Here is a 19,803-nt window from a genome sequence, read left to right as displayed (position 1 = left end):
CGGGTGATGAGGGAGTAGTCGTTTGTCCACTGCCGATTATGAAGCGCGAAAACAACGCGGCACAAATCCTTTGGAAACAGCATCTTTGATTGTGCTGTTTCTTTCGATCGGTGCCATTTGGCTATTTGCAACCGATGATCAACAAAACGAGACCGCTTTATACTTAGCCATCGGCCTTTTCGCGCTCTTGGCCCTACGCATTTTGATCACGTATTTGGCGAACCGCTCTCGTCAGCGTCACTTGCAAGAGCTGAAGAGTCTGATTGAAGACAGCGCAAATCCTAAGTTCATTCTCAATGACAAAGGGCGTGTTTTGCTGCGCAACGAACAAGCACGGCAGCAAGGATTAAACGCTGACTTCCTGGAGGCTGATTTGAGGATGAGAACCGTTGAAGGCGCTCAGACACTTTTGACTCTTATTAAAAACGCACGCCCAGATCAAAAGGCCAAAGATACTATTATCACCCGTGAAGGGGCGATTGAGCTGGAAGTGAGCAAAATCCGTAACGGAAGGGTTTCCTGTTCACTCAATATTCAAGGAAGAGATCGCCAGAAACGGGCTGAGGTGCCAAACTTGCCAATGCTAACAGTGGCATCAAACGGTACGATCCTTTTCCTCAATCATGCAGCGCGTGAATTTCTTGGGGCGCGTCCTACTCGAATTGATGAGCTGTTTACAGGCGAACCAACCATATCCGACCTTAATCTTGTAATTAGCAAACAAGGGTTGAGGCCCTGTTTCTTATTTGAAAACACCCTGAGTGGTGAGCGGCGGGAAATCTTTTTGGTCCCCGCCAATAGCAGTAGTAAAAGCGCCTCTGACCTATCTTTTGAAGACCTTCCAGTCGCAGTGCTGAAGATTGACAAGACGGGCACGATTTTAGCGAAAAATCGAACTGCACTTGAGCTTATTGGCCCCCAGGCTGACAGTAGTTCCCATCTGAGTGATGTGATGGAGGGGCTCGGTCGCCCGCTTTCAGACTGGCTGCGTGAAGCCGCAGAAGGTCGCGCACAACATTTGAATGAATTCTTGCGTCTAAAGCGCGAGGATCGCGAAAGCTATGTCCAGGTCACCTTGGGGTGTGCCTTTGACCAAGGAGAGGCCGTCCTTTACGCCGTGTTTCACGACGCCACTGAACTTAAGACACTCGAAGCACAATTCGTACAAAGTCAAAAAATGCAGGCTATTGGCCAGTTGGCCGGAGGCATTGCCCATGATTTCAACAACCTGCTCACAGCCATCGCCGGCCATTGTGATCTGTTGCTGTTACGTCACGATCATGACGATCCAGAATTTGCAGACCTTATGCAAATTCACCAAAATGCAAACCGCGCGGCCGCGCTTGTTGGGCAACTGCTGGCCTTTTCACGCAAACAGACCTTGCAACCTGCGACGACCGATCTTCGAGAATGCCTGTCTGACCTCAGCCATCTGCTAAACCGCCTCGTAAGCGACGACATCAATTTGATTGTGAACAAAGGGAATGATCTGCATTCTGTTTATCTCGATGCGCAGCAATTTGAGCAGGTCGTAATAAATCTTGTTGTCAACGCGCGCGATGCGATGCCTGCCGGAGGCGATGTAATTGTCAGTGCAGAAAACATCCGGCTCAAGAAGCCTCTGGTCAAAGAACGCGCCACCGTACCGCCGGGCGATTATGTTCGCGTACAAGTGCGCGATCAGGGAACCGGAATCGCGGATGACAAAAAGCAAAAGGTTTTCGAACCCTTTTACACCACGAAACGCACCGGGGAGGGCACCGGACTGGGGCTCTCAACCGCCTATGGTATTGTGAAGCAATCGGGAGGCTTTATTTTCCTAGATAGTGAATGCGGTGTAGGCACAACCTTCACTTTGCTCTTCCCCAAATCAGCAAACAACGCGCCAATTTTCGTGCGAAACACGCCCAAGAAGGTTAAGGATAAGCGGTATGAGGGCACGGTATTGCTTGTGGAAGACGAAGCGCCTGTTCGTGCATTTGCTTCCCGTGCTCTACGTCTTAAGGGATTTTCAGTTCTTGAGGCTGCTTGCGGTGAAGATGCGCTTGAGATCTTGGAAGACAAATCCTTGCATGTGGATCTGTTCCTTACAGATGTCGCGATGCCGGGGTTGGATGGCCCCACATGGGTACGCAAAGCTCTTAAGGACCGAGAGGATACTCAAGTTGTCTTCATTTCGGGCTATGCAGAAGAGAAATTTGCAGAGGAATCAAATCACATTCCCAACGCAATATTCCTGCCAAAGCCATTCTCATTAGAAGAACTGACGAGCACCGTGCATCGCCATATGTCTGAACCTTTAGCGAATGCTGTTGTATAGATCGAACTCTTCTGATCGGGATTCCTTTAGGTGCTCAAGGACATCTGGTGACAGCTCCAGATCCATTTTTGGTGATACGTTTCGCTGTGGGAGTTCAAGTTCCACATTTAATCGATCAGCCAAAAATGCCAGAGAGGCAGGCTGATCTTCGTAGCGAAATAGATGGGTTACTTTGGTGCCATTGGGGCGAGGCTCTAAAAACTTTGCCTGACTGCCCACATTGGCAAAACTCCGACGATCTTCCTTGCAATATTCAAGAACAAACTCATCGAAACTCACATCATGTGTGGAATTTGGCTTTCCCTTCATGAAGTCGCGCTGACGGTATCGGAACCAACTTCCCAGCCAGCCCACCGGTTCACGCATGATAGCCATCAAATCCATGTGTTCCACACCACAGGCCTTTTCAAACATCGGGCGAAAAAATCGGTTATAGCGGAACACCGGCGCGTGTTTCAGCTCTGGAGGATCATTGATGACAATGTCCGCTTGTGGCGCCAATGCCTCAGCGAGCGCCGTCGTCCCGGTCTTTGGAACGGCCAGGATAACCAGTTTTTCCTTCCAGAAAACAAGCATTTAAGGGCCTCAATGATTGGATTGCTCGAGATTTGTTTCTAGTAAACTAACGCTTAATGGTTTTGGTCAAAAGTGATTTTAGGAAAATTTTTTATTGAAATGTTCTTGTTTTGATCTCATAAAAATGAGAACAAGATAAGAACAAAGCCAATCATTGCCGCCTCAGCGCGGGTGTGGAATAAGGAAGGCAACCAATGGCAACGGCAGATCTTTTGAATATGAGCAGCAAGGCATCCTCCGACAAACAAAAGGCGCTTGATAGCGCACTGGCACAGATTGAACGCCAGTTCGGCAAAGGCTCAATCATGAAACTGGGTGATGGCAATGCCATCCAAGAAATCGAGGCGACATCCACAGGCTCTCTGGGCCTTGATATCGCTTTAGGCATTGGCGGTCTGCCAAAAGGCCGGATCGTTGAGATTTACGGCCCAGAAAGCTCCGGTAAAACCACACTGACACTGCACTGCATTGCAGAAGAGCAGAAGAAGGGCGGCGTCTGCGCCTTTGTGGATGCGGAACACGCACTGGACCCGCAATACGCCAAAAAACTGGGTGTTGATCTGGACGAGCTTCTGATTTCGCAGCCAGACACGGGCGAGCAATCGCTTGAGATCGTTGATACGCTGGTGCGTTCGGGCGCTGTGAATATGGTCGTGGTCGACTCAGTGGCCGCCTTGACGCCAAAGTCCGAACTTGAAGGTGACATGGGTGACAGCAACGTGGGTGTTCAGGCTCGCCTGATGAGCCAAGCGATGCGTAAGTTGACCGGGTCCATCAGCCGCTCAAATTGCATGGTGATCTTCATCAACCAAATCCGGATGAAAATCGGCGTTATGTTTGGCTCCCCTGAAACCACAACCGGTGGTAACGCGCTGAAGTTCTACAGCTCTGTGCGTCTGGACATCCGCCGCATCGGTGCATTGAAAGATCGCGACGAAGTTGTTGGTAACGCAACACGCGTGAAAGTGGTTAAGAACAAGGTGGCACCACCATTCAAGCAGGTTGAATTCGACATCATGTATGGCGAAGGCATCTCGAAGATGGGTGAATTGCTGGATCTGGGCGTAAAAGCCGGGATTGTTGCGAAGTCCGGCAGCTGGTTCAGCTATGGGGATGAACGCATTGGTCAGGGTCGTGAGAACGCCAAGACATTCCTGAAGGAGAACACCCGCGTCGCACTGGAGATTGAAGATAAAATCCGTGCAGCCCATGGTCTGGATTTCGATATGCCGCCTGGCATTGATGACAATGACGCCTTGGTTGAAGACAACTAAGACCGGATAAAATCTTTCAAAAGGCCGCGCATGATCGCGGCCTTTATGCTTTCTGCACACAGGGCAGTGGACACCCCCGTCGGCTGGGGATAAACCCTTCTAGAACCATAAAATCCGCCAGAGAGCCTGACGCATGCCAAGTCTGAATGACATTCGGTCAACCTTCCTGAACTACTTCGAAAAGCAGGGCCATGAAATAGTGCCTTCCAGCCCGCTTGTACCGCGCAACGACCCAACCCTGATGTTCGTAAACTCAGGCATGGTGCAGTTCAAAAACCTCTTCACCGGGGTTGAGACGCGTGACTATCAGCGCGCGACATCTTCTCAGAAATGTGTACGGGCAGGCGGCAAGCACAACGACCTCGACAATGTCGGCTATACCGCGCGTCACCACACTTTCTTTGAGATGCTCGGCAACTTCAGCTTTGGCGACTACTTCAAAGACGACGCGATCCCATTTGCGTGGGAGCTGATCACCAAGGAATTCGAGATTCCGAAGGAAAAGCTTTATACTACGGTCTATCACACCGACGACGAAGCCTTTGAAATCTGGAAAAAAGTTGGTGTTCCAGAAGATCGGATCATCCGCATCGCCACCAACGATAACTTCTGGCAGATGGGCCCAACTGGCCCTTGTGGACCTTGTACTGAAATTTTCTATGATCACGGCGATCACATCTGGGGTGGCCCTCCGGGTTCGCCTGAAGAAGATGGCGACCGGTTCATCGAAATCTGGAACGTCGTTTTCATGCAGAACGAGCAATTCGAAGACGGTTCCATGAAGGCATTGGACATGCAGTCCATCGACACCGGCATGGGTCTGGAGCGGATTGGCGCGCTTCTGCAAGGCAGCCACGACAACTACGACACCGACCTGATGAAGGCGCTGATCGAAGCCTCTGCGCACGCAACGTCCGTTGACCCATACGGCGACAAAAACGTGCACCACCGTGTGATTGCCGACCACCTGCGTTCCACATCATTCCTGATCGCGGATGGTGTGATGCCATCCAACGATGGTCGCGGATATGTACTGCGCCGCATCATGCGACGCGCAATGCGTCACGCACACCTTTTAGGTGCGAAAGATCCCGTAATGCACCAGCTCGTGCCATCACTGGTGCAACAGATGGGGGCGGCCTATCCTGAGCTGGGTCAAGCGCAATCTCTGATCGAAGAAACACTGAAGCTAGAAGAAACCCGTTTCAAACAGACACTGGATCGCGGTTTGAAACTTCTGGATGACGAACTCTCCGGTCTGGAAGACGGCGCTCAGCTGCCAGGTACGGCGGCCTTCAAACTCTACGATACCTACGGCTTCCCGTTGGACCTCACGCAGGACGCTCTGCGCGAGAAGGGTCGCGAAGTTGATACGGATGGCTTTGATGCGGCTATGGCGGAGCAGAAGGCCAAAGCACGCGCAGCTTGGGCAGGTTCTGGCGAAGCTGCGGACAGCACAATCTGGTTTGACATCGCCGAAGACAAAGGCACCACCGACTTCCTTGGATATGACACAGAAGTCGCCGAGGGGCAGATCATGGCCTTGGTCTCAGAAGGGGCCCAGATCGATAAAGCCGATAGCAAAGTACAGATCATCCTGAACCAGACCCCATTCTATGCAGAATCTGGTGGCCAGGTTGGCGACACCGGCCTGATCAAGACCGAGACAGGTTCAGCGAAGGTCACAGATACCAAGAAAGCGGCCGGCGTCTTCATTCACATCGCAGAGGTGGTCGAAGGCAGCATTGAATCCGGGCAGGGGGCTCAGCTTGAGGTGGACAACGCGCGCCGTACAGCGATCCGAGCGAACCACTCTGCGACGCACCTACTTCACGAAGCTTTGCGCAATGCGCTTGGCGATCATGTAGCTCAGCGTGGATCACTTAATGCTGAGGATCGTCTGCGGTTTGACTTCAGCCACACCAAAGCTTTGACAGCTGCGGAGCTCGCGCAGGTCAGCCAAGAGGTGAACGCCTATATCCGTCAAAACACCGCGGTGGAAACGCGGATCATGACACCGGATGATGCGCGTGAAATCGGCGCGCAGGCGCTCTTTGGCGAAAAATATGGGGATGAGGTCCGCGTCGTCTCCATGGGTCAGGCAGACACTGGCAAAGGCCTGGATGGCAATACCTACTCACTGGAGCTTTGCGGTGGCACCCATGTCAAACAGACCGGAGATATCGGATCTTTTGTTCTGCTGGGTGACAGCGCGTCCTCAGCGGGCGTACGCCGGATCGAAGCTTTGACCGGCCCAGCGGCGGATGCGCATTCCGCTACGGAGGCCGCGCGATTGAACGATGTTCTGGCGGTTCTGAAAGCTCAGCCGACAGATGTGGTTGATCGTGTCAAAGGCCTCTTAGACGAACGTAAGGCACTTCAAAACGAAGTGGCGCAATTGCGTCGTGAACTCGCGATGGCAGGTGGATCTGGCCAAGGCGGCGGAACAGAGGCTAAGGAAATCAACGGCATAAAGTTCGTTGCTCAAGTTCTCTCCGGTGTTTCCGGGCGCGATTTGCCGGCGCTGATCGACGAACATAAGGCCCGCATTGAAAGTGGTGCAGTCTTGTTGATCGCAGACGCAGATGGCAAGGCTGCCGTCGCGGCGGGTGTGACCAAAGACCTGACAGACACTGTAAAAGCGCCGGACCTGGTGCGCGCAGCTGTGGTTGAGCTCGGCGGCAAAGGCGGCGGTGGACGTCCTGACATGGCTCAGGGAGGCGCGAAGTCGACTGAAAACGCTGAGGCGGCCATCAAAGCTGCCGAAGCGGTCCTGGGCGCGTAATGCCAGCACTCTGGATCAGCCATGTCACTGTCTCTGATCCAGAGGCATACGCCGAATACGCCAAGCGCGCGGTCCCAGTCATCGAAGCCATGGGCGGTGAATTCATCGCCCGCGGCGCGGCCTTCAAACAGCTCGAAGGCATCGGGGCTGAACGACATACCATCGTGCGCTTTCCTGATTTGACTACAGCTGAAGCCTGCTACCACAGTCCAGCTTACCAAGCGGCCGTTGCATTTGCCGACGGTGCCTCTGAGCGGTCTTTGACCATCATCGAAGTCAGCGCATAAATCTCTCGGTCATACCCCAAACTCGTGTCATCTTATCCTCAATTCATTTTTAGGAGGATCGTATGTCGCTTGGTGCCTTTTCAATCAGTCTTTCCGTCAAAGACCTCAAGACCTCGATAGAGTTTTATCAAACCCTTGGGTTTGAGCAGTTCCACGACATGAGCGAACATGGCTTTGCGATCCTCAAAAACGGAACAACCGTGATCGGCCTTTTTCAGGGAATGTTTGAAGGCAATATTCTGACGATAAACCCTGGCTGGAGCCAAAGTGCGGAGCCGCTAGATGATTTCGAAGATGTCAGAGACCTTCAAACCCGCCTGCAAGCCGCAGGCCTCAGGCTCGACACCACAGCCGATCCAAACAGCTCCGGCCCCGCGAGCATCACGCTTCGCGACCCCGACGGCAACGCAATCCTTTTTGATCAACATGTTGATCGCCCATAAATAAAAGGGCCCGAAAGCCCTTTCTTTTTGGTTCAAATACCTGGGGGTTTGGGGGTGAAACCCCCATAAGTTACCCAACGGCTTTGGACATCCGCTTGCGCTCGTGCGGGTCCAGATAACGCTTACGCAGACGCACGGTGTTCGGTGTGACTTCTACCAGTTCGTCGTCATTGATATAGGCAATCGCCTCTTCCAGTGAGAGCACCATCGGAGTGGTCAGACGCACGGCGTCGTCGGAACCGGATGCACGCACGTTGGTCAGCTTTTTGCCTTTCAGCGGGTTCACTTCCAGATCGTTGTCGCGGGAATGCTCACCAATGATCATTCCCTGGTAAACATCTGCCTGCGCACCGATCATCATCTTACCGCGCTCTTCGAGGTTCCAGAGGGCGTAAGCCACAGATGTGCCGTTTTCCATGGAAATCAGAACACCTGCGCGACGACCGGGGATTGCGCCTTTGTAAGGCGCCCAACCGTGGAAGACGCGGTTCAGAACGCCCGTACCGCGGGTGTCAGTCAGGAATTCACCGTGATAGCCGATCAGGCCACGGGATGGGACATGAGCGATGATGCGGGTCTTGCCAGCACCAGCAGGGCGCATCTCAACCAGCTCACCTTTACGGGAACCGGTTAGCTTTTCGATGACCGCTCCGGAGTATTCATCATCCACGTCGATGGTGGCCTCTTCGATTGGCTCGATCTTCTGTCCATCTTCCTCGCGCATGATCACCTGCGGTCGAGAGATCGACAGTTCAAAGCCTTCACGGCGCATGTTCTCAATCAGAACACCCATCTGAAGTTCACCGCGACCGGAAACCTCAAAGGCTTCGCCACCCGGCGTATCGGAGATTTTGATCGCAACGTTGGATTCCGCTTCTTTGTAGAGGCGGTCACGGATCACACGGGATTGGACTTTTTTGCCGTCACGACCCGCCAGAGGGGAGTCGTTGATGCCGAAGGTCACAGTGATTGTTGGAGGATCGATTGGTTGTGCATCGAGAGGTTCATCAACAGCCAGTGCACAGATTGTATCGGCCACGGTGGCTTTCGCCATACCTGCGATAGACACGATGTCGCCGGCTTGCGCTTCATCGATGTCCTGCTGCGCCAGACCGCGGAAAGCCTGGATCTTGGTCACGCGGAACTGTTCGATCTTTTGACCAACACGAGACAGTGCCTGAACGGTGGCGCCGACTTTCAATGTGCCGGATTCAACGCGACCGGTCAGGATACGACCCACAAATGGGTCAGAGCCCAGAGTGGTTGCCAGCATGCGGAAATCTTCGCCTTGGCGTTTGATCTGCTTTGGCTCTGGCACGTGGTTCACGATCAGGTTGAAAAGGGCAGAGAGGTCTTTGCGCGGACCATCCAGATCATGGTCTGCCCAGCCGGACCGGCCAGAGGCGTACATGTGTGGGAAGTCCAGCTGATCTTCGGATGCGTCCAGAGACGCGAAAAGGTCAAAACATTCATCCAGCGCACGATCAGGTTCGGCATCTGGTTTGTCGACTTTGTTCAGAACCACGATCGGGCGCAGACCCAGCGCCAGCGCTTTGGAGGTCACAAATTTGGTCTGTGGCATCGGGCCTTCCGCCGCATCCACCAACAGCACAACGCCGTCAACCATGCTCAGGATACGCTCAACTTCGCCGCCGAAGTCGGCGTGGCCCGGGGTGTCCACGATATTGATACGGGTGTTGTTCCACTCAACGCTGGTTGGTTTCGCGAAGATGGTGATGCCACGCTCGCGTTCCAGATCGTTGCTGTCCATGGCGCGTTCGGCCACTTCCTGGTTGGCCCGGAAGGCACCAGATTGCTTAAGTAGCTCGTCCACCAGTGTGGTTTTACCGTGGTCAACGTGTGCGATGATCGCGATATTGCGAAGGTCCATGAGCGCGCCTCTAATAAGTTCTCGCGCGCCCTAACGCGAAGAGCGCCGAATTGCTAGCCCAAAAGCGGCGATTGTAGTTGAACCTGTGCAAAACCTCCAACGAAGATGTGCATTTCGCGCAATAGACAGACACGCCCGGCAGAAAGTATGACTTCAGCAAAGCATACAGGAGCGAATAAATGTGCCGCTGGGCCGCCTATATCGGAGAACCTATCTTCCTCGAAGATATCATCACATTGCCAGAGCATTCTCTGGTCGCTCAAAGCATGGAAGCCACCGAGTGTAAGACAGCGACCAATGGTGACGGTTTTGGAATTTCATGGTACGGCGCGAGACCTGAACCGGGCCTGTATCGCGATGTATATCCTGCATGGTCAGATCAAAACCTGAAAGCAATAGCTCACCACGTTCAATCGCCGTTATTCCTGTCTCACGTTCGCGCATCCACCGGTTCCTGTATCACACGAAACAACTGCCATCCCTTCGCAGCTAAGGAATGGACATTCATGCATAACGGCCAAGTCGGTGGGTTTGAGAAATTCCGTAAGGCCGCTGATATGGCCATCGCGGATGAGCATTACGCCTTCCGAAAGGGCAGCACAGATTCAGAAGTTCTTTTCCTATTGGCACTGGGATTAGGGCTGGATCGCGATCCCATTGGTGCAATGGAAAAAGCGGTTGGAAAGCTAGAAACGTTGAGCCGCGAAACCGGCGTTACACCCCATATGCGATTATCAGCTGCCTTCAGCGATGGTCAGTCACTTTACGCCGCGCGCTACAGCAGCGATCACATCGCACCCTCAGTCTATTATCGCTACAGCGAAACGCGGAAGGGCTGGGCTGTTGTTTCTGAGCCATTGGAAACGGAAGAAAGCGGTTGGACCGCACTTGAACCGGGTAAGCTTTTAAAAATAGACAACTCTGGTGCGACTGAATTTAATTTCCATCCAGCTTAGAGCAGTTGGTTTTCCAGAAACCACTCGCGAATACGAGCCTGAAGGTGCTCCCATAGGGAAGGGGCGCCTTTTGCGACTTTCCAACCGACGCGATCTTCCAGCTGCTGGCGAGACACATTGTACTCAATCCAACTTCCACCACCAGTTTCAAGATTAGCGATGACTGGCTGAACGCGATCGACGGATTTCGCAAAAACCGCATCATCGCTTTCAGCCGCTTCGAACTCATCCCACAAGGCACGCAATTTCTGACCCTGATCCACCGGCAAAAGTCCAAAGATCCGATCTGCGGCCGCCTGTTCGATGGCTTCGATTTCCGCAACATCGTGATCGCCGTGAATGGGTTTGTCTCCCGCGTCGATTTCGACCAGATCATGGATCAAAAGCATCTGGATCACACGGTCGATATTGATCGGACGATCCGCGTGCTCAGCCAAAATGATTGCGTACATAGCAATATGCCATGAATGCTCACCAGAATTCTCTCTCCGAGATCCATCACAAAGCGTCGTGGCGCGCAGGACGGATTTCAACCGGTCCACTTCATTCACAAAAGCCAGGCGTTGAAGGAATATCTCAGAACCGCCATCTTCCTGCCAACCCAATTGCTTGCTTGCCTCGGCATAGGCATCTGGGAAACCATCCTTCAAATGGGTCGCGCGACCCGTGGAGAGATTGGCTTTCACCACATCCAGGTGGTCGACAGGCGGTAATTGTTCCAACTTCTCATTAAAGATGGTTTGAAAAATCGGCTGACAGCGATCGAGCATATTCGCAAAGTAAGCCGCAGGGGAAATACCCGCCTCAAACTCTAGCCTGTCATTTCTAAGCGCCTGCGCTTGATCCGCAGGAAGAAACCCAAAAATACGCTCTGCAGCCTGTGCTTCTTTTTCGGCAACAACGCTCCAGTCGGAAACAAGGTGAATGGGGTGATCGCCGGCATCGATTTCAACGATGTCATGAAGCAACAGCATTCGAATGGCGGCCGATAAATCAGCGTCTTCATGGGCAAAATCCCAGAAGACCAGTGCATAAAGTGCCAGATGCCAACTATGTTCAGCCGAATTTTCAGGCCGAGACCCATCCAGCAGTGGATTCATGCGATCCACGGCTTTCAATTTGTCAATTTCAGTGAGGAATGCGACCTGCTGCGCGATCCGGTCAGTCATTCGGGTTAAGCCCTGCAGCCTTTGCAGCAGCTGCGATCTTTACATCCAGCAATTTGCGTGCACGCGCTTCTGAATCGTAGACGCGAATGGCGGTCATGAAGGCCTCATGCATCTTGGATGACGAGGCCTCCAATACGTTTCCGATTTCCTGCACCAAATTTAGATCGTCGGTTTCCTTCTGCACCAGCAGAACGTCCCGGGCGAGTTTTTCGGCGAGGGAATCGATGTAGCTCATTGAATTACCGTGTGTTTTCAGTCAGGCGACGTTTGACGTATTCAGTTGTATTGCCAATCATCGTGTCCATATGTGGCTCTTCAAAGAAATGGCCCGCGCCTTCGATTTCCTGGTGCGTGATGGTGATGCCCTTCTGCTCGTGCAACTTGTTCACCAGCGCAGTGGTGTCAGAAGGAGGCGCAACACGGTCGTTGGTGCCGTTGATGATCAGACCAGATGACGGGCAGGGCGCCAGGAAGCTGAAGTCATACATATTGGCTGGCGGAGACACAGAGATGAAACCCGTAATCTCTGGACGACGCATCAGAAGCTGCATGCCAATCCAGGCCCCAAAGCTAAAGCCAGCGACCCAGCAATGTTTGGAGTTATTGTTCATGGATTGCAGGTAATCCAGTGCACTCGCCGCGTCAGAGAGCTCACCAACGCCTTGGTCATATTCACCCTGGGAACGGCCAACACCTCGGAAGTTAAACCGAAGGACTGTGAAACCCATGTTGTAGAAAGCATAGTGCAGGTTGTAGACAACCTTGTTGTTCATGGTCCCGCCAAACTGCGGATGTGGATGCAACACGATGGCGATCGGTGCATCGCGGTCTTTTTGTGGGTGATAACGGCCTTCAAGACGACCTTCTGGTCCTGGAAAAATGACCTCGGGCATAGGTTTTCCCTGCTCCTTATTTCGAGCCGAAGCATATCTTGACGGATTTGCTCAGCCACTTTAGAACGGTTCTAATTAATGTGTTTGGACATGTGGTCCAACAGCGCTCATAGCGGTGTACGCTTTGACGCGTTTCAGGTCAATCAATTCGCTGGGGGCGAGAGGCAGATGAAACTATCGACAAAAGGTCGTTATGCTGTTGTTGCTCTGGCGGACATTGCCCTGCAACCAGCTGAAAAGCTTGTGACATTATCTGAAATTTCGGCGCGTCAGGATATATCTCTGGCCTATTTGGAACAGCTCTTTGTGAAATTACGCCGCGCTGAATTGGTGGAATCTGTACGCGGTCCGGGCGGCGGTTACCGATTGGCAAAACCTACATCTGAGATTCGTATTGTGGATGTGCTGTCAGCGGTCGATGAAACAGTCTCTGCACTTCACACAGGGGCGGGCGCATCGGGCGCACAATCAGGCTCTCGCGCGCAGTCCATGGCGAACCGTCTGTGGGAGGGCCTGTCGGCGCATGTTTATGTCTTTCTACATCAGACACGCCTGTCTGACGTCATTGAAAACGGCCTCGCGCCATGCCCGGCCGTTCCGAACCTCTTTGCCGTGGTGGATGACTGCGAATGAGGGCGTATCTGGACCATAACGCAACTACGCCGTTGCGCCCTGAAGCGCGGGAGGCAATGATCGCTGCGATGGATGTCTCAGGCAATCCGTCTTCGGTACATGCGGAAGGGCGTAAGGCGAAATCTTTGCTTGAAAAAGCGCGCGCAGATGTCGCGACAGCTTTTGGCGCAGATGGGGCGGATGTGATCTTCACCTCCAGCGCAACGGAAGCCGCAGCATTGGCGATGGAAGGGCAAGGGTTTGCCGGATCGTTAGTTGAACATGACGCTGTAAGGGCTTGGATTGAAAGCGAATTACCGACACACACCGATGGTGTTGTGACTGTGGGTGATCCTGCCAACGCAACCTTGCAGCTGGCGAATTCAGAGACCGGGATTATCCAGAAACTACCTCAAGGCCTTGCGCTTTGTGACGCCACACAGGCCTTCGGCAAGCTGCCAATTGCCTTCAACTGGCTTGGTTGCGAGATGGCGATAGTCTCTGCGCACAAACTGGGCGGCCCCAAAGGTATCGGCGCCCTGATTGTGAAACGCGGCACGGATATTCAAGCACGCCTCAAGGGCGGCGGGCAGGAAATGGGCCGCCGCGCAGGTACAGAAAATGTAATCGGTGCAGCTGGCTTTGCAGCGGCAGCCAAAGCCGCTGTGCGTGACTTAGAAAGCGGTATTTGGAACGAGGTGAAACGCCTGCGCGATTTGCTTGAAACAACCCTTGCCGAAGCCGCGCCGGACACCATCTTTGTAGGGCAGTCTTCTGACCGCCTGCCAAACACCTCTTGCCTTGCAGTTCCCGGCTGGAAAGGCGAAACGCAGGTGATGCAAATGGATCTGGCAGGCTATGCCATTTCCGCAGGATCGGCCTGCTCGTCAGGCAAGGTTAAAGCAAGCGCCGTTTTAACGGCCATGGGATATGACGCCGCCGTGGCGTCCAGCGCAATCAGGGTCAGCCTTGGACCTGACACGCGCGAAGAACAGGTATTGGGTTTTGCCGCTAAGTGGCTGTCCCAATTGGAAAAACATCGCGCCAAAGCGGCGTGAGACTAGGAGACGCGAGATGGCCACAATGGAACATACAGACGTCAAAGAGGGCGTAGATCAGGAAACTGTCGACGCCGTCCGCGAAGTCGGTGGCAAGTATAAATACGGTTGGGAAACCGAGATCGAGATGGAGTACGCTCCAAAAGGTCTGAACGAGGACATCGTGCGTCTGATTTCTGAGAAGAATGACGAACCAGAGTGGATGACCGAATGGCGTCTGGAAGCCTTCAAACGCTGGCAGACCAAAGAAGAGCCGAAATGGGCCATGGTCAATTACCCGGAAATTGATTTTCAGGACCAGTATTACTATGCGCGTCCAAAGAGCATGGAGACCAAACCGAAGTCCCTGGACGAGGTCGATCCAAAGCTGCTGGAAACCTACAACAAGCTGGGTATCCCTTTGAAAGAACAGGCGCTTCTGGCTGGTGTTGAAGCCCCAGAAGAAGAGCGTAAAGTGGCCGTGGATGCGGTTTTTGACTCTGTTTCTGTTGGCACGACCTTCCAAGAAGAGCTGAAAAAAGCTGGCGTGATTTTCTGTTCCATCAGCGAAGCGATCAAAGAGCATCCTGAGCTGGTGAAGAAGTACCTCGGCTCCGTGGTACCTGTATCCGACAACTTCTATGCCACGCTGAACTCAGCGGTCTTCTCTGACGGGTCTTTTGTCTACATCCCGCCAAACACACGCTGCCCAATGGAGCTGTCCACCTATTTCCGCATCAACGCGGAAAACACGGGTCAGTTTGAACGCACGCTGATCATCGCCGATAAGGGCTCCTATGTGTCCTATCTGGAGGGCTGTACAGCACCACAACGCGACACAGCTCAGCTGCACGCAGCCGTGGTTGAGATCATCATCGAAGAAGATGCGGAGGTGAAATACTCCACTGTTCAGAACTGGTTCCCCGGTGATGAAGAAGGCAAAGGCGGCATCTATAACTTCGTGACCAAACGCGCGGATTGCCGTGGCGACCGGGCTAAAGTGATGTGGACACAGGTTGAAACTGGCTCTGCAGTGACCTGGAAATACCCGTCCTGCATCCTGCGTGGCGACGACAGCCAGGGCGAGTTCTACTCGATCGCGATTGCGAACAACCACCAGCAGGCTGATACTGGCACAAAGATGATCCACTTGGGCAAGAACACCAAGTCACGCATCGTCTCTAAAGGGATTTCTGCCGGTGTGGCTCAGAACACCTATCGTGGTCTGGTCTCGATGCACCCGAAAGCCAAGAACTCTCGCAACTACACGCAATGTGACAGCTTGCTGATTGGCGACAAATGCGGGGCACACACCGTTCCGTATATTGAAGTCAAAAACAACAGCTCACGCGTGGAACACGAAGCGACGACATCCAAAGTGGATGACGAGCAAATGTTCTACTGCCGCCAACGTGGCATGGACGAAGAAGAAGCCGTCGCATTGATCGTGAACGGGTTCGCCAAAGAAGTGCTGCAGGCGCTGCCGATGGAATTCGCCATGGAAGCGCAGCAGCTGGTTGCGATTAGCTTGGAAGGATCGGTCGGTTAATGGCCGGCCCTTGGGCATCAACGTCGGAGAAGTCTCAAATGATCATTACGACAACGAATTCCGTCGAAGGACGTAGCATCAAAGAGTACCGCGGCATTGTCGTGGGCGAGGCGATCATGGGCGCGAACGTTGTACGCGATGTGTTTGCATCCATCACTGATATCGTTGGCGGCCGCTCTGGCGCTTACGAAAGCAAGCTGCAGGATGCGCGCGACACCGCTCTGCGCGAGCTTGAAGAACGTGCGGCTGCCAAAGGCGCAAATGCAGTTGTGGGTGTGGATCTCGACTATGAAGTGGTCGGTCAATCCATGCTGATGGTCTCCGCTTCTGGTACAGCGGTGGTTCTAGACTAATCGTGCGTAAATTTCCTGACATATTCCAAGCTTTGACAAACTTTTGGCGCGATTCAATCGCACAACCCTTGCGTGTTTTCAAAATTACGCAAAGGATTAGCGTAGATGTCATTGCAACAAACGGAATTTCAGGAACGAATGGCGCGATTAAACGCGCAGAAACAATCTCATCCAAAAAAGGCTATCAAAACCAACTACATAGAAAATTTTGGATATGTATTCAGTTTTGTTCTGGCCTTTCTATCCGGAATACTCTCAGTCATTTTGGTGCGGCTGGTAAGCCATCATATGATGGGAGCCGCAGCGATCGAGGATTTGACGATCGGTCAAATCGCGATCAATGCATTGGTGGCGCTTGGGACGATATTTGCTATTCGAACAGCGCTGAGCATAAAGAGCAAACAGCATCTTACATGCCAGATCGTTGGGCTCTGGGTCGCCTTTATGGGTTTTCACAATCTTTCCCATTGGTTTCCACATCCAATGTCCGTGATCTACACACCGGAATTCGTCGACCACGAGCAATCGCGCGCCGCTCCGAATTCGCTGCTGTTCCGAGGCGTGCCAATCTATTTTGGCGAAGCACCGGAGGAGAATGCGTTTGATGGTCAACCAGATAACAAACCCGATGGTCCCCGAATTATTCGCGGAGGAAATGCCCTTAGCTCTTCGCGCTAAAAGTAACCTCAAGGACGGGGCCATCTTTCTTGAATCAGACCCTCTGAATGTTTCATTCAGGGGGCGAAATTGTATTCAGCCAGTTTGCAGCTGCTAGCAAAGGAAATGAATGTGTTGGAACCCAAGGGCCAAAAGGTCCAGCTTAAAACTGAATATGCGCAGGTTTTGACAAGCGCAGAAATGAATGTTGGTTATTGCGGCCAATCCTTGCTGATGGTCTCGGCCTCTAGCACCGCTGTGGTGCTTAGCTGATGCTGCGGGCGATGATCATGGCGGCCTGCACAACCGGTCTGTTTTGTGCCGGTTTTGCCTTTGTGATCAGCCAGCTCGCCCCAATGCTATCAAATACACAAGTGCTGGCGACAAGTTTTGTCAGCGGGTTTTTAGGGTCGGTTGTGGCCCAGATACTAATCAAGAGATGACCGCCGTAGCGCGGCGGATGAGGAAAAGAACATGTTGGAAATCAAAGGCCTGAAGGTCAAACTTGAAGACGAAGACAAGCAAATCCTGAAAGGCGTCGACCTGAAAGTCGAAGCTGGCAAGGTACACGCGATAATGGGGCCGAACGGCTCTGGTAAATCCACATTGTCTTACGTTCTGTCCGGTCGTGACGGTTACGAAGTGACCGAAGGCGAGGCCTCTCTGGGTGGTGAAGACCTGCTAGAGTTGGAAGCAGAAGAGCGCGCAGCACTGGGTCTGTTCCTTGCATTCCAATACCCGGTTGAGATTCCAGGCGTTGGCAATATGACTTTCCTGCGCACGGCAGTAAACGCACAGCGTAAAGCGCGCGGCGAAGAAGAGTTATCTGCGGCTGACTTCCTCAAGGAAATTCGCGCAAAAGCCAAAACGCTGAAGATCGATGCCGACATGCTGAAACGCCCTGTAAACGTTGGCTTCTCTGGTGGTGAGAAGAAGCGGAACGAAATCCTGCAGATGGCGATGCTGGAGCCAAAGATGTGCATCCTGGACGAGACAGACTCCGGTCTGGATGTTGATGCGATGAAACTGGTGTCTGAGGGCGTGAATGCGCTACGTGACGAAGGCCGTGGTTTCCTCGTGATCACCCACTACCAGCGTCTGCTGGATCACATCAAACCAGACGTTGTGCACATCATGGCGGACGGTCGCATTGTGAAAACCGGTGGCCCAGAGCTGGCGCTGGAAGTCGAAAACAACGGTTACGCCGACATTCTGGCGGAGATCGCGTAATGGGTTTTCTGGAGCAAAAACAGGAAGCGACGGCTGCCCTGCTGGACGGTGTTTCCGTGCCAGCCGGGGCAGGGTGGATCACCGCGATCCGCGACGCCGCCATGGCGCGTGTCGTCGACAACGGCTTGCCACATCGCCGTGACGAATATTGGAAATACACCCGCCCGGATACGCTGACCGCGCAGGAGGTCACACCAGCCGCGCCGTTTGATCACGGCGAAGCACCAATGTTTGACGAGATCGACCGTCTGAAGGTTGTTTTCGTGGATGGCATCTTTGATGCGGGCCTGTCTGACGATCTGGAAGGCGAAGGGTTCACCATCGAATGCCTGTCTGACATCGTGTCCAAAGACATTCACTGGGCCAAAGACCTTTATGGTCAACTGGAGGCCAATGGTCAGACACCAGTCCAGCGTCCTCTTGCGGCGTTGAACACAGCCTTGGCAGAAGACGGCATCGTGATCCGCGTGACGGGTCAAGTTAACCGCCCGGTCAGCTTTATCTACAAGCACGAAGATGAAAATTCTGACGCGATCTTGCACCATGTGATCAAACTGGAAGAGGGCGCGTCCGTCACTGTGCTAGAAAACGGCCCAGCGGCGGCGCGTTTCAACAAAGTCATGGAAGTGGACGTGGCCGATAAGGCCGAGTTCCACCACGTGCGGGCACAAGGCCGCGATCATGAGCGTCGCGCAGCAACCCACATCTTTGGTCGCATTGGCGCAGAGTCCGTGTTCAAGTCTTTCACTCTGACGGTGAACGGCGTTCTGACCCGCAATGAATGCGTGCTGGAGCTTCTTGGCGACGATGCCGTCGTGCATGTAGCTGGTGCCTGTGTTGGCGATGGTGATTTCCACCATGATGACACGGTCTTTATCACCCATGATGCAGTGAACTGCGAAAGCCGTCAGGTCTTCAAGAAGGTTCTGCGCAACGGGGCCACCGGCGTCTTCCAGGGCAAGATCCTGGTGAAACCAGATGCGCAGAAAACCGATGGCTATCAGATGAGCCAGTCACTGCTGCTTGATGATGACAGTCAGTTCCTCGCTAAGCCAGAGCTGGAAATCTATGCTGATGACGTGGCCTGTTCCCACGGCTCCACCTCAGGTGCCACAGACGAAGAGGGCATGTTCTACTTACGTGCCCGTGGCGTTCCAAAAGACATCGCAACGGACTTGATGACGCTGGCCTTCCTTGCAGAAGCGGTGGAAGAAGTCGAAAACGAGGCGCTGGCTGAGTGCATCCTGACCCGCCTTGAAGGCTGGTTGGAGCGTCGTCGCGGCTGATGTCTGTCACACGCGACATCCTAGCGACCTATCGCAGACCGAAGTCTGTCGCCCTAAGGCGGCAGGCAGATGGTCCGCGCGAAGATCGTGCGCTGGCGGTGCTAATGTCAGCCTGCATCGTGATTTTCGTGGCCCAATGGCCGCGTCTTTCTCGCGAAGCCCACCTCGAGCAAACCGACATTATGCCTTTGATCGGCGGCGCACTGATGGGCTGGGTATTTATGATGCCTCTGGTGTTTTATGCTTTAGCCTTTGTAACCCAGATCATCCTGAAAGCTTTTGGCGGAACCACGGGCTACAAAGCCCGTATGGCATTGTTCTGGGCGTTGCTGGCCTGCAGCCCCATCATCCTATTTCAAGGATTGATAGCAGGTTTCATCGGACCGGGACTTCTGAACAATATATTCGGATTCCTATGGGTCGCCGCGTTGTTGAGTTTCTGGTTCGCAGGCCTGTCTGCCGCGCGAGAGGAGACAGCCTGAGCC

19 protein-coding genes are annotated in these 19,803 nt (G+C 53.4%); 14 read left to right on the top strand and 5 right to left on the bottom strand.

Annotated elements, in window-relative coordinates:
* Positions 1-22: 22 nt before the first annotated feature.
* A complete protein-coding gene (locus M0D42_RS05965) occupies positions 23-2,320 on the top strand; it encodes an ATP-binding protein (RefSeq protein WP_265020678.1) in 2,298 nt (765 codons plus the stop codon).
* Here the strand turns inward: M0D42_RS05965 and M0D42_RS05960 are convergent.
* Positions 2,300-2,896, bottom strand: coding sequence for a gamma-glutamyl kinase (locus M0D42_RS05960; protein ID WP_265020677.1), 597 nt, complete (start codon positions 2,894-2,896; stop codon positions 2,300-2,302). The genes M0D42_RS05965 and M0D42_RS05960 overlap by 21 nt on opposite strands.
* Before the next feature lie 194 nt (positions 2,897-3,090).
* On the opposite strand from M0D42_RS05960, the gene recA reads away from it, so the two are divergent.
* From recA to M0D42_RS05940, 4 genes are all read left to right on the top strand, one after another.
* Positions 3,091-4,170, top strand: a complete 1,080-nt coding sequence (recA, locus tag M0D42_RS05955) for a recombinase RecA (RefSeq protein ID WP_265020676.1) — start codon at positions 3,091-3,093, stop codon at positions 4,168-4,170.
* A 133-nt stretch (positions 4,171-4,303) separates the two neighbouring features.
* The gene (alaS, locus tag M0D42_RS05950; protein ID WP_265020675.1) at positions 4,304-6,955 is read left to right on the top strand and encodes an alanine--tRNA ligase; all 2,652 of its coding nucleotides are present in this window, start codon (positions 4,304-4,306) and stop codon (positions 6,953-6,955) included.
* The gene (locus M0D42_RS05945; protein WP_265020674.1) at positions 6,955-7,242 is read left to right on the top strand and encodes a DUF1330 domain-containing protein; all 288 of its coding nucleotides are present in this window, start codon (positions 6,955-6,957) and stop codon (positions 7,240-7,242) included. Before alaS ends, M0D42_RS05945 begins: the two co-directional genes overlap by 1 nt.
* A gap of 62 nt (positions 7,243-7,304) precedes the next feature.
* Positions 7,305-7,685, top strand: a complete 381-nt coding sequence (locus M0D42_RS05940; protein ID WP_265020673.1) for a VOC family protein — start codon at positions 7,305-7,307, stop codon at positions 7,683-7,685.
* A gap of 70 nt (positions 7,686-7,755) precedes the next feature.
* Here M0D42_RS05940 and typA read toward each other — a convergent pair whose 3' ends face one another.
* Positions 7,756-9,576, bottom strand: coding sequence for a translational GTPase TypA (typA, locus tag M0D42_RS05935; protein ID WP_265020672.1), 1,821 nt, complete (start codon positions 9,574-9,576; stop codon positions 7,756-7,758).
* Between the two features lie 179 nt (positions 9,577-9,755).
* Between typA and M0D42_RS05930 the strand changes: the two genes are divergently transcribed.
* The gene (locus tag M0D42_RS05930) at positions 9,756-10,532 is read left to right on the top strand and encodes a class II glutamine amidotransferase (RefSeq protein ID WP_265020671.1); all 777 of its coding nucleotides are present in this window, start codon (positions 9,756-9,758) and stop codon (positions 10,530-10,532) included.
* On the opposite strand, the gene M0D42_RS05925 is transcribed toward M0D42_RS05930, so the two are convergent.
* The 3 genes from M0D42_RS05925 to M0D42_RS05915 are packed head-to-tail and all read right to left on the bottom strand — an operon-like array spanning position 10,529 to position 12,594.
* Positions 10,529-11,701 carry an HD domain-containing protein gene (locus M0D42_RS05925; RefSeq protein WP_265020670.1) on the bottom strand — a complete coding sequence of 391 codons (1,173 nt, stop codon included), beginning with the start codon at positions 11,699-11,701 and terminating at the stop codon, positions 10,529-10,531. The two genes, M0D42_RS05930 and M0D42_RS05925, sit on opposite strands and share 4 nt — an antisense overlap.
* On the bottom strand, positions 11,694-11,936 hold the full coding sequence (locus tag M0D42_RS05920; protein WP_265020669.1) for a hypothetical protein: 243 nt from the start codon (positions 11,934-11,936) through the stop codon (positions 11,694-11,696). Before M0D42_RS05920 ends, M0D42_RS05925 begins: the two co-directional genes overlap by 8 nt.
* A 4-nt stretch (positions 11,937-11,940) precedes the next feature.
* The gene (locus M0D42_RS05915; RefSeq protein ID WP_265020668.1) at positions 11,941-12,594 is read right to left on the bottom strand and encodes an alpha/beta hydrolase; all 654 of its coding nucleotides are present in this window, start codon (positions 12,592-12,594) and stop codon (positions 11,941-11,943) included.
* Positions 12,595-12,762: 168 nt separating this feature from the next.
* On the opposite strand from M0D42_RS05915, the gene M0D42_RS05910 reads away from it, so the two are divergent.
* From M0D42_RS05910 to M0D42_RS05875, 8 genes are all read left to right on the top strand, one after another.
* Positions 12,763-13,227: an Rrf2 family transcriptional regulator gene (locus M0D42_RS05910; protein ID WP_265020667.1), complete on the top strand. Its 465-nt coding sequence runs from the start codon at positions 12,763-12,765 to the stop codon at positions 13,225-13,227.
* Positions 13,224-14,264, top strand: coding sequence for a cysteine desulfurase family protein (locus M0D42_RS05905; RefSeq protein WP_265020666.1), 1,041 nt, complete (start codon positions 13,224-13,226; stop codon positions 14,262-14,264). The genes M0D42_RS05910 and M0D42_RS05905 overlap by 4 nt, the downstream gene beginning before the upstream one ends.
* A 16-nt stretch (positions 14,265-14,280) precedes the next feature.
* A complete protein-coding gene (gene sufB / locus M0D42_RS05900; protein WP_265020665.1) occupies positions 14,281-15,792 on the top strand; it encodes a Fe-S cluster assembly protein SufB in 1,512 nt (503 codons plus the stop codon).
* Between the two features lie 38 nt (positions 15,793-15,830).
* On the top strand, positions 15,831-16,145 hold the full coding sequence (locus tag M0D42_RS05895) for a heavy metal-binding domain-containing protein (protein WP_265020664.1): 315 nt from the start codon (positions 15,831-15,833) through the stop codon (positions 16,143-16,145).
* Between the two features lie 105 nt (positions 16,146-16,250).
* Positions 16,251-16,823, top strand: a complete 573-nt coding sequence (locus M0D42_RS05890) for a hypothetical protein (protein ID WP_265020663.1) — start codon at positions 16,251-16,253, stop codon at positions 16,821-16,823.
* 453 nt (positions 16,824-17,276) lie between these two features.
* On the top strand, positions 17,277-18,032 hold the full coding sequence (gene sufC, locus M0D42_RS05885; RefSeq protein ID WP_265020662.1) for a Fe-S cluster assembly ATPase SufC: 756 nt from the start codon (positions 17,277-17,279) through the stop codon (positions 18,030-18,032).
* Positions 18,032-19,318 (top strand): SufB/SufD family protein, encoded by a 1,287-nt coding sequence (locus tag M0D42_RS05880; protein ID WP_265020661.1) that lies wholly within the window; start codon positions 18,032-18,034, stop codon positions 19,316-19,318. Before sufC ends, M0D42_RS05880 begins: the two co-directional genes overlap by 1 nt.
* Positions 19,318-19,800 (top strand): YIP1 family protein, encoded by a 483-nt coding sequence (locus M0D42_RS05875; protein WP_265020660.1) that lies wholly within the window; start codon positions 19,318-19,320, stop codon positions 19,798-19,800. The genes M0D42_RS05880 and M0D42_RS05875 overlap by 1 nt, the downstream gene beginning before the upstream one ends.
* Positions 19,801-19,803: the final 3 nt, after the last annotated feature.

Source organism: Cognatishimia activa (assembly GCF_026016445.1).
In the GTDB taxonomy this organism is placed as follows: Bacteria; Pseudomonadota; Alphaproteobacteria; order Rhodobacterales; family Rhodobacteraceae; genus Cognatishimia; species Cognatishimia activa_B.
Note: the sequence above shows the minus strand (reverse complement) of the source record. Positions and strands in the feature narration are given on the sequence as shown.